This window comes from Pseudomonas sp. GW822-FHT01E03 (assembly GCF_058802985.1).
The window spans coordinates 388715-398588 of record NZ_JBXAOQ010000007.1 but is presented as its reverse complement, the minus strand read 5'-3'; the positions used below and the strand labels follow the sequence as shown (position 1 = coordinate 398588).

Here is a 9874-nt window from a genome sequence, read left to right as displayed (position 1 = left end):
TGCTCGCGATGGTGTGTCAGCCACATTGGTGTCGACTGACACACCATCGCGAGCAAGCTCGCTCCCACAGTGGTCAGCTAATGCCTGCGAAATCAGTTGTGTGGCGAACAGTTCGAGGCGTTCGCGGGTATCGCCGGTGGTGCGCCACAGTTCAGTGCTGATCAACGACAAGGCATTCGGTCGTGGTCCAATCCACGGCTCGGCCAAGGCGCAATCAAGCGGATCGAATCCTAGTCCGAAGGCCTTGGCCAGCGCCCGCAGCAGACTCGACTGCGCACCCCGGCCATCGCCCCGTGGAATGCGCAACAGCGCCAGCAAGGTATCGATGCGCAATCGCCCGATGGGCGATTCGCCGAACACATGCAGGCCGTCGCGGATCTGCGACTCCTTCAAGTCGCACAGGTAAGTGTCGAGTCGCGGCAACCAGATCGCCGCATCGGCATCGCTGTCGAGTTGTTCGTCCAGTTGCAGTTCACGGTCGATGTGGGTGTCACGCACCAGTTGCAGGATGTCGCGCTGCAACTCTCGGGCGCGGCGCGGATCGAGCAGCTGCGCTTCGTAATATTCGTCGGCCAACAGCTCGAGGTTACGCAGCGGGCCGTAGGTTTCGGCGCGGGTCAGCGGTGGCATCAGGTGATCGATGATCACCGCCTGGGTACGCCGCTTGGCCTGGGCGCCCTCGCCCGGGTCGTTGACGATGAACGGATAGATGTTCGGCAGCGGCCCGAGCAAAGCGTCTGGCCAGCAATGTTCCGACAGCCCCACGCCCTTGCCCGGCAGCCATTCGAGGTTGCCGTGTTTGCCGACGTGGATCACGCCGTGGGCGCCATAGGTGTTGCGCAGCCAGAAGTAAAACGCCAGGTAACCGTGGGGCGGTACCAGGTCCGGATCGTGATACACCGCGCTCGGATCGACCTGATAACCCCGGGCCGGTTGAATGCCGACGAAGGTCAGGCCAAAACGCAGGCCGGCGATCATCATCCGCCCGCTGCGATACATCGGGTCGCTTTCCGGCGCACCCCAACGTTCGAGCACCGCCGCGCGATTGGCTTCAGGCAAGGCGTTGAACATCACCAGATAGTCATCCATGCCCAGGCTTTGCTGGCAAGGACGCAGGTCAAGGGTATCGAGGTCGTTGCTGACGCCGCCCAGTAACTGCTGGATCAGCGCGGTGCCGCTGTCTGGTAACTCAGCCGGTAATGGATAACCTTCGGCATGCAACGCCCGCAGGATATTCAGCGCCGCTGCCGGGGTATCGAGGCCGACGCCATTGCCGATGCGACCGTCGCGGGTCGGGTAGTTGGCGAGAATCAAGGCAATGCGCTTTTCAGCATTGGGCACCCGCGCCAGATCGATCCAGCGCCGCGCCAGTTCGGCAACGAAATCCATGCGTTCCGGCTGCGGCCGGTAGCAGACTACATCCGACTGACTACGCTCACTCCGCCACGCCAGGTCCTTGAAGCTGATCGGACGGCTGATGATGCGCCCGTCCAGTTCCGGCAAGGCAATGTGCATCGCCAGGTCGCGAGGGCCAAGCCCCTGTTCACTGGCGCGCCAACCCGGTTCGTTGTCCTGGGCGCAAATCGCCTGGATCACCGGAATATTGCGGCGGAATGGCCGCAGATGCGGTGCTTCCGGGCTGGACTGGGCAAAGCCGGTGGTGTTCAGAATTACCGAGACGCAGGCCTCGTCGAGCCAGTCCTCGACCACGCAAAGGCAGCCGGGTTCTTTCAGGCTCGCCAGCGCAATCGGCAACGGATTCAACCCCGCTGCCTGCAAACGTTGGCAAAAAACATCAATGAAAGCGGTGTTCGCCGCCTGCAGATGCGAGCGGTAAAACAGCACCGCCGCCACCGGTTGACCCACGTGCCAGTCGGCCTGCCAGTCGCTCAGCGCGGCAGAGTGTTTGTGCCGATGGTAAATCGCCGTACGCGGCAGGATTTGCGGCTCACCCCAGGTGTAATCACGGGCCAGCCAGCGGTTGGCCAGGCAGCGGAAGAAGTCGAGGGCGTTGCCCATGCCGCCCTGGCGCAGAAACTGCCAGAGCCGGTCGCGATCCTCGGCACCGACGGTGCTCAAGTCGCTGAGCTCCGGGTCCGGGCGATCATCACCCGGCACCAGAATCAGTTGCACGCCGCGCTGCGACAGCTCGACCAGACGCTCGATGCCGTAACGCCAATAGGCGATGCCGCCGTGCAGCGAGATCAGAATGACCTTGGCGTGGCGCAAGACTTCATCGACGTACAGGTCAACCGAGGCATGGTTCTGCACCTGCATCGGATTGGCTAGGCGCACGCTCGGGTAATCGTCGGGCAACTGCTGCGCCGCTTCGGCGAGCAGCGCCAGGCTGGAATCGCCGCTGCACAGGACCACTAGCTCGGCAGGAGTTTGTCCAAGGTCGGCAATGTTGTCATCCGACACGAAACCGCCGGGCTGGGTCCTGAGCAGGTGCATGGCTTACACGCTGAGCGCGGCGCGCAATTGCGCTTCGAGAACAGTGGCGTCCAGTTTCTGGCCGATCAGCACCAGGCGAGAGACTCGCGCCTCTTCGGCGCCCCACTGGCGGTCGAAATGCTTGTCAAAACGCGTACCCACGCCCTGGATCAGCAGGCGCATCGGCTTGCTCGGAATCGCAGCAAACCCCTTGACGCGCAGGATGCCGTGCTGGACCACCAACTGGGTCAGTGCGTCCAGCAGCAGGCTTTCGTCGGCTTGCGGCAGTTCGATGGAGATCGAATCGAAGGCGTCGTGATCGTGGTCATCATGATCGTCGTCGCCATCGTGATGATGGTCGTGGTGGCTGTGGCGGCTGTCGATGTGTTCTTCGGAGCCGACACCGAGGCCTATCAGCACGTCCAGCGGCAGGCGACCACTGCTGGCTTCGATGATTTTCACCGCTGGCGGCAATTCCTCGGCGACTTCCAGGCGCACACGGGCCAGGTCCGTCGGGTTGATCAGGTCGGTTTTGTTGAGGATCACCAGGTCAGCGCTGGCCAATTGGTCGGCGAACAGTTCGTGCAGCGGCGATTCGTGGTCCAGGTTCGGGTCGAGTTTGCGCTGGGCGTCGACCTGATCCGGGAACGCGGCGAAGGTGCCGGCGGCCACGGCCGGGCTGTCGACCACGGTGATGACCGCATCCACCGTGCAGGCACTGCGGATTTCCGGCCACTGGAAGGCCTGCACCAGCGGCTTGGGCAACGCCAGACCGGACGTTTCGATGAGGATGTGGTCGAGATCGCCGCGACGGGCCACCAGTTCGCGCATCACCGGGAAGAATTCTTCCTGGACGGTGCAGCACAGGCAGCCGTTGGCCAGTTCATAGACACGGCCGTTGGCTTCTTCTTCGGTGCAACCGATGGAGCATTGCTTGAGGATTTCGCCGTCGATGCCCAACTCGCCAAATTCGTTGACGATCACCGCGATGCGGCGACCCTGGGCGTTGTCGAGCATGTGGCGCAGCAGCGTTGTTTTACCCGAGCCGAGAAAGCCTGTAACGATGGTGACGGGGAGTTTGGCCAGTGTTTTCATCGGATGCCCTATGGCTAAGCTGGCGGGCATACGGGACGACGACCGGCAACGCGCACGCGCGTGCCTGAAGAGTTCGCCACCGGATCACCCCGCCCGGTTGAAAGTGAGAATCTGTGACGAGGCAGGTCTCCTGGCTGACGGTGTGCCGGGCTTGAGCCTGGCATTCGCTGCGCCTTCCCGCCGGCCTCATGGATTGAGTCAGCAGTGGCGTGGCAACGAACATCACCGTTCACAGTTGCGGGGGCAGCCGCGGCATTGACCGCGTTCCCTTCTTAGCTTCGACAAACGCCGAAGAACCTCGAAAGCGCAAGGCTACGCATGGTCTTGGGGCGGGTCAATGTTCATGCTGAGTTCTGTAGCGCCTGTAACGACCCAATCGCGAGCAAGCTCGCTCCCACAGGGGATGGGGCTCTTTGAGAAAAATGCGGTCAAATGTGGGAGCGAGCTTGCTCGCGATTGGGTCGACCCGGTTCCGAATTGAGAACCCCTGCCAATTGACGCCCAACCCCCGCCCATGCTCTCCTACACACCTTGTTACGGGTGCCCTTCACAGGGTGAAACGGGAAACCGGTGAATCATGTGCTTTACTCTTAAGCCATGTCAGTCCGGTGCTGCCCCCGCAACGGTAAGCGAGCGAAGCGTCAGATCCACTGTGCCACTGCGGCATGGGAAGGTGATGCTTTCAGGTCCAGGCGCAAGCCTTTGCCCCTCGTGAGCCCGGAGACCGGCCCGCAACACAAAGTGACCAGTACGATCACTGAACCAACAAACCCGCGGTGGGCGGGCGCTGTTTGAAACCTTGCGCGCCTGGTCGTGCGGGGTTTTGCATGCGCTCTTATTCCCCGCTGACAGACCAGAGGGAAACGCCATGTCGATCATCAGCAGCGCCGAACACACAGCCGCAAGCACCACCTCAACCCTGACCCAACGTCTGGCCGCCGCCGTCTGCGCGTCGATCCTGGGCGCATGCCTTGTGTATTTCGCCGGTTTCTCGCACATCGAAGCGGTGCACAACGCCGCCCACGATACCCGTCACAGCTCCGCGTTCCCGTGCCATTGAGAGCTGTCGACATGATCAAGCGTATTGCGCAAACCGCAGGTTTCACCGGGCTGCTGGCCGCCCTGTTGCTGACCCTGCTGCAAAGTTTCTGGGTCGCCCCGCTGATTTTGCAGGCCGAGACCTACGAAAAAGCCGAACCGGCCGCTGTTGAAATGCATGAACACGCCGACGGTGCGATGGCTGCTCACACTCATGATGCACAAGCCTGGGAGCCGGAAGATGGCTGGCAGCGCGTGCTGTCGACCACTGGTGGCAACCTGGTGGTGGCGGTCGGTTTCGCCCTGATGCTGGCCGGCCTGTACACCTTGCGTGCGCCGACCAAAACCTCTCAAGGCCTGCTCTGGGGCCTGGCCGGTTACGCAACCTTCGTGCTCGCGCCGACCCTCGGTCTGCCACCTGAATTGCCAGGCACTGCCGCCGCCGACCTCGCACAACGGCAACTGTGGTGGGTCGGTACCGCCGCCTCCACCGCCGTCGGTATTGCGCTGATCGTGTTCAGCCGTCACTGGCTGATGAAAGTCCTCGGCGCGGCGATCCTCGCCGTCCCCCATGTGATTGGCGCGCCGCAACCGGAGGTGCATTCGATGCTTGCTCCAGAGGCACTGGAAACCCGGTTCAAAATCGCTTCGCAACTGACCAACGTGGCATTCTGGCTGGCCCTGGGCCTGATCAGCGCCTGGTTGTTCCGTCGCAAAAGCGATGGTCAATACAACGCATGACTGACGTCAGCACAGCGCCGACCCTGGTGGTCGGTCTGGGCTGCCAACGGGGCTGCCCCGTCAGCACGTTGCTGGCGCTGCTCGATCAGGCGCTGGAGGCGCACCAGATAGCTCGTCATGAAATCAAGGCGCTGGCCAGCATCGATTCGAAGCGCGACGAACCTGCACTGATCGAACTGGCTCAGCAACTCGGCCTGGAACTGATGTATTTCAGCAGTGAGCAACTGGCCGCTTATGAACCGCAACTCAGCCATCAATCGCAAATAGCGTTTGAACGCACCGGTTGCTACGGCGTTGCGGAAAGCGCCGCACTGGCCCTGGCCGAACAACTGGCCCAGGCCCCGGCAAAACTGCTGATTCCACGACAAAAATATGCCCAGGCAACCCTGGCATTGGCTGGCGCTGCGTAAAAACCGATAATCCCCGCCTTTGATCATGAACATTCTTCATCTGAAGACCTGTTCAGCCCCTTTTTCCCACAGGAACCGACGATGACCGTCTACTTCATTGGCGCAGGTCCCGGCGACCCCGAACTGATCACCGTCAAGGGCCAGCGGCTGATTCGCAGTTGCCCGGTGATCATATATGCCGGCTCACTGGTACCGGCCGCCGTACTGGAAGGTCACTGTGCCGAACAGGTGGTCAACAGCGCCGAACTGCACCTGGAACAGATCATCGACCTGATCAAGACCGCCCACGCCAAAGGCCAGGATGTGGCCCGGGTGCACTCTGGCGATCCGAGCCTGTATGGCGCCATTGGCGAGCAGATTCGCTATCTGCGTGAACTGGGCATTGCGTTCGAAATCGTACCCGGCGTGACTGCCACAGCCGCTTGCGCAGCGCTCTTGGGCGCGGAACTGACCCTGCCGGACATTTCGCAGAGCGTGATCCTGACTCGCTACGCCGACAAAACCGCCATGCCACCCGGAGAGGAATTCTCCAGCCTGGCGCAGCACGGCGCGACCATGGCGATTCATTTGGGGGTCAGTCACCTGACGAAGATCGTCGAGGAACTGCTGCCCCATTACGGCGCCGATTGTCCGATTGCGGTGGTGCATCGAGCGAGCTGGCCGGATCAGGATTGGGTGGTGGGCACGCTGGCAGATATTGCCGGGAAGGTTGAATCAAAGGGATTTCGTCGTACGGCGTTGATTCTGGTGGGTCGGGTGCTGGGCAGTGACCACTTCAGCGAGTCATCGCTGTATCGTGCGGGGCATGCGCATCTTTACAGGCCCTGATTCACCACCAACCCTGTGACGAGGGGGCTTGCCCCCGTTCGGCGGCGTAGCCGTCGCAAATCCTGTTTACCCGTAAAAAACCAGGGCCGCTTCGCAGCCCAACGGGGGCAAGCCCCCTCGCCACAGGTTTCCAATCACCCATAAAAAAACGGCGCTCACGGGGCGCCGTTTTTTCAATTCGCAGCGAACACCTTAGTAGTAGGCGTTTTCTTTCTGCGTGTGGTCGGTCACGTCGCGAACACCTTTGAGCTCCGGGATGCGCTCGAGCAAGGTGCGCTCGATGCCTTCCTTCAGTGTCACGTCGGCCTGGCCGCAGCCCTGGCAACCACCACCGAACTGCAGGACGGCGATGCCGTCTTCGACCACGTCGATCAGGCTGACCTGACCGCCGTGGCTGGCCAGCCCCGGGTTGATCTCGGTTTGCAGGTAGTAGTTGATGCGCTCGTTGATCGGGCTGTCGGCGTTGACCATCGGTACCTTGGCGTTTGGCGCCTTGATGGTCAGCTGGCCGCCCATGCGGTCGGTGGCGTAGTCGACAACGGCATCGTCCAGGAAGGCTTCGCTGAAGTGGTCGATGTACGCAGTGAAGCTTTTCAGCCCCAGCGCGGTGTCTTCGGGTTTTTCTTCGCCCGGCTTGCAGTAGGCAATGCAGGTTTCGGCGTACTGGGTGCCAGGCTGGGTGATGAAGACGCGGATGCCGATGCCCGGGGTGTTCTGCTTGGAGAGCAGATCAGCCAGGTAATCGTGGGCGGCGTCAGTGATGGTAATAGCGGTCATGGAAACTCCTCGCAGGCTTGGGCGCAGTTTACGCCAATCAACGCGCCGGACAAAGTCCTAGTATTTTTGTCGGGAAAGATTGTCCACAAACCCCCTGTAGGAGCGAGCTTGCTCGCGATGGTGTGTCAGTCGACATCAATGCAACTGATCCATCATCGCGAGCAAGCTCGCTCCTACAGGGGGGGCGGTGATTGTTCAGAGGTTCTCGTAGCGATTCATGTCCAGCACGCCCTCTTCCACCGGATCGTTTTCGTGGATGTAGCGGCTCAGGTCATGGAAATAAGCCCAGAATTGCGGATGACTGCGGCGTATTCCCCAGCGTTCGACGATTTTCTCGAAGCTGTCGGTGTCCTTGGCGCTTTCCATCGCATCCACAAACGCCGGCACCTGCCCGGCCGGGATGTTGAACATGAAGTTCGGGTAGCTACTGAGCACACCCGGGAAAATCGTCAAAGTGTCGAGCCCCGGTTGATAGCGCAGTGATTCACCGAGCAAAAACGCCACGTTGCTGTGGGCACGGTTACGCAACAGGCTGTAGACCTCACGCTTGCCGCTGCCGGTTTCAATACGCAGCAGCGTAGCCTCCGGCAACTGATCGATGACCTTCAGCCCGGCGGCCGGACGCGAAGTCAGGCGGCTCAATGCCTGCTCGGCACTTTGCAGGTCCGGATCGATGTTTGGCCGCGAACAGTAAGCGCCGTCGCAGCGATTGATCGGGTCGGGCCTTGCATTGAGATCGCCATAACGGGCCAGCAACTGCATGGCAAAGTCGCGCTTGGGGTCCAGCGCGTCAAGCTTCAGCGCGGTCGGCTTGTCGTCGTCGATGGTCTCGTAGTCGAGCCACATCTTGAATTTGCCACTATTCTGATACCAGTCATCAAGGTAGTCATCCCGGGAGTCGGCGGGCATCAGGCGCAGGAAATTCTGTTCGGCACCGTTGCGGATCAAGTCGAAATACAAGCGCGTCTGAGCCTGATGGGACAGGTTCCCGAACACATCGAAGTTCACTGCCAGTTGATAATAGGTGCGCTCCAGCAGCGGATAGTCGAACAGCCATATAGTTTGCGGCACCTCACCGATCAGTCCTTTGGTCACCGAAGCACTGTCGAAATGGCGGAAGATACTCAGCAACGCATTGTCGTTGCCGGCCCACAGGGTCGACCAGCTCGGTGCTGGTTCATCGGCATAGCTGTCCCGGCGCAAGGCTTCATATTCGTTACGCTTGTCGCGGTAGTCGTGCCACAGGCTGAGGACGCTGCCGACATCATCGTTCTGCCCCGGCATCGCCAACAACGGCGTGGCCTGCCCGCGATAATTCGGTTCCGTGACATACAGGTCGTGCTCGGGCGCCTGGAACAGCGCCCAGAAATTATCGCGGATCACGTCCGTGGCGATCTGGCCGCGACACACTGGCCCACGAATGAACGTGCGCACAAAGTATTCGGCGTTATCGAGCATGAACTGATAGCGCGCCTGGGCCGGAATCGCTTCGAAAGTGGCAAACGGGTTGGCCCGGCTCTGCGGTCCATAGCCCGGCAATGCGTCGACCTGCCAGTTGCCGCTGTAGAACAGGCTCTTGACCCGCGCCAGCTTCGCCGGACCCAGCGGATAGGTGATGTGGGTCTTGTGCACGATCACGCCCTGCACCGGCCACAGGCGATAGTAAAACTGCGTGCCCGGATCATCGTTCGGGCGACGGGTGTTGATCAGGTCAATCGGCTGGCCGGTCGGGGTGCGCGAACGCACCCACTGGAAGAAATGCCCAGGGTCACCGTCCTTGAAGTAGAGATGGGCCAGGAACCAGTGCTCGTACAGCCAGCGCCCCACCAGGCTTTCCCGGGCTCCCGGTGAATTGAGCAGGTTTTCCCATTGCACCACCTGCAAGGCTTCCCTGGCGCTGGGCGCCAGCGCCTGCTGATCGATCGGCGCGCCTGCCGCCAGCCAGCGTTGCAGCGTCTGGTACTGCTGGTCGGTCAGGCCGGTCACTGCCAGCGGCATGCCCTCCTTCGGATGCTTGGCGGCATAGCCGTCGAACTCCGCGGGCATGGCACACATGTTTTCCCGGTTCAGGCCCAGGACGATGTCTTCCGGCAGCTTCGCGTTGGGTTGCAACGGAGTCTTGTGGCCAAGCTCCAGCATCCGCGCCATCAGTGCGGCCTGGTTGCCCTGGGCATCGAGCACCGAATAGAAGCCCTTTTGCTGCCAGGCCTGTTTGCCGGAGGCGTCATAGAACAGTCGGGTCGGTGCAACCGCCTGGCGGCGGTCACCGTCGTAGACCGGGACTTTGGTTGCGCCACGTGCCGCGCCCTCACCGCTGCCCAGGTTGAGCTGACAGGCGGCGTCATTGCAGGCGTGGCAGGCCACGCACTTTTCAGTGAAGATCGGTTGAATGTCGCGGCTGTAGGAAATAACAGGTGACATGGCAGAGGAAATCGCCGGGCCTTGCGCCACGGCGCCCCAGCTTAAAAACAGCAGCAATGTGCCGATGACGAAGCGATACGACATGTCCCTGGTCCCGAATCCTGAAAAAACGTCGCGATTCTACCGGTCTG

Annotated in this window: 8 protein-coding genes and 2 riboswitches; of the genes, 4 read left to right on the top strand and 4 right to left on the bottom strand. The window is 61.4% G+C overall.

Going from position 1 to position 9874, the window contains the following annotated elements; translation table 11 throughout:
* Both cobN and cobW read right to left on the bottom strand, forming a co-directional pair.
* Positions 1–2454: cobaltochelatase subunit CobN (cobN, locus tag AC1RP7_RS17055; protein ID WP_493183994.1), on the bottom strand; the 2454-nt coding region annotated here is incomplete at its 3' end.
* 3 nt (positions 2455–2457) lie between these two features.
* A complete protein-coding gene (gene cobW, locus AC1RP7_RS17050; RefSeq protein WP_493182996.1) occupies positions 2458–3528 on the bottom strand; it encodes a cobalamin biosynthesis protein CobW in 1071 nt (356 codons plus the stop codon).
* A gap of 103 nt (positions 3529–3631) precedes the next feature.
* Positions 3632–3844: riboswitch (cobalamin riboswitch) on the bottom strand.
* A gap of 205 nt (positions 3845–4049) precedes the next feature.
* A riboswitch (cobalamin riboswitch) is annotated at positions 4050–4275 on the top strand.
* 121 nt (positions 4276–4396) lie between these two features.
* Here cobW and AC1RP7_RS17045 point away from each other — a divergent pair.
* The 4 genes from AC1RP7_RS17045 to cobM all read left to right on the top strand — a co-directional run bounded on the left by AC1RP7_RS17045 (position 4397) and on the right by cobM (position 6545).
* The gene (locus AC1RP7_RS17045; RefSeq protein WP_057714565.1) at positions 4397–4588 is read left to right on the top strand and encodes a CbtB domain-containing protein; all 192 of its coding nucleotides are present in this window, start codon (positions 4397–4399) and stop codon (positions 4586–4588) included.
* An 11-nt stretch (positions 4589–4599) separates the two neighbouring features.
* Positions 4600–5307 carry a CbtA family protein gene (locus AC1RP7_RS17040; RefSeq protein ID WP_057714563.1) on the top strand — a complete coding sequence of 236 codons (708 nt, stop codon included), beginning with the start codon at positions 4600–4602 and terminating at the stop codon, positions 5305–5307.
* Entirely contained in the window at positions 5304–5717 is a 414-nt protein-coding gene (locus AC1RP7_RS17035; protein ID WP_102671349.1) for a cobalamin biosynthesis protein, read from the top strand. The genes AC1RP7_RS17040 and AC1RP7_RS17035 overlap by 4 nt, the downstream gene beginning before the upstream one ends.
* A gap of 81 nt (positions 5718–5798) precedes the next feature.
* Entirely contained in the window at positions 5799–6545 is a 747-nt protein-coding gene (cobM, locus tag AC1RP7_RS17030) for a precorrin-4 C(11)-methyltransferase (protein WP_493182998.1), read from the top strand.
* Between the two features lie 192 nt (positions 6546–6737).
* On the opposite strand, the gene nfuA is transcribed toward cobM, so the two are convergent.
* Both nfuA and AC1RP7_RS17020 read right to left on the bottom strand, forming a co-directional pair.
* On the bottom strand, positions 6738–7322 hold the full coding sequence (gene nfuA / locus AC1RP7_RS17025; protein WP_008059275.1) for a Fe-S biogenesis protein NfuA: 585 nt from the start codon (positions 7320–7322) through the stop codon (positions 6738–6740).
* A gap of 195 nt (positions 7323–7517) precedes the next feature.
* Positions 7518–9827 (bottom strand): fatty acid cis/trans isomerase, encoded by a 2310-nt coding sequence (locus AC1RP7_RS17020; RefSeq protein WP_493183000.1) that lies wholly within the window; start codon positions 9825–9827, stop codon positions 7518–7520.
* Between the last annotated feature and the right edge of the window lie 47 nt (positions 9828–9874).

Bases quoted from the DNA above. Each gene is read 5' to 3' on its own strand.
- cobW (WP_493182996.1), bottom strand. From the start codon at position 3,528: ATGAAAACACTGGCCAAACTCCCCGTCACCATCGTTACAGGCTTTCTC.
- AC1RP7_RS17045 (WP_057714565.1), top strand. From the start codon at position 4,397: ATGTCGATCATCAGCAGCGCCGAACACACAGCCGCAAGCACCACCTCA.
- AC1RP7_RS17040 (WP_057714563.1), top strand. From the start codon at position 4,600: ATGATCAAGCGTATTGCGCAAACCGCAGGTTTCACCGGGCTGCTGGCC.
- AC1RP7_RS17035 (WP_102671349.1), top strand. From the start codon at position 5,304: ATGACTGACGTCAGCACAGCGCCGACCCTGGTGGTCGGTCTGGGCTGC.
- cobM (WP_493182998.1), top strand. From the start codon at position 5,799: ATGACCGTCTACTTCATTGGCGCAGGTCCCGGCGACCCCGAACTGATC.
- nfuA (WP_008059275.1), bottom strand. From the start codon at position 7,322: ATGACCGCTATTACCATCACTGACGCCGCCCACGATTACCTGGCTGAT.
- AC1RP7_RS17020 (WP_493183000.1), bottom strand. From the start codon at position 9,827: ATGTCGTATCGCTTCGTCATCGGCACATTGCTGCTGTTTTTAAGCTGG.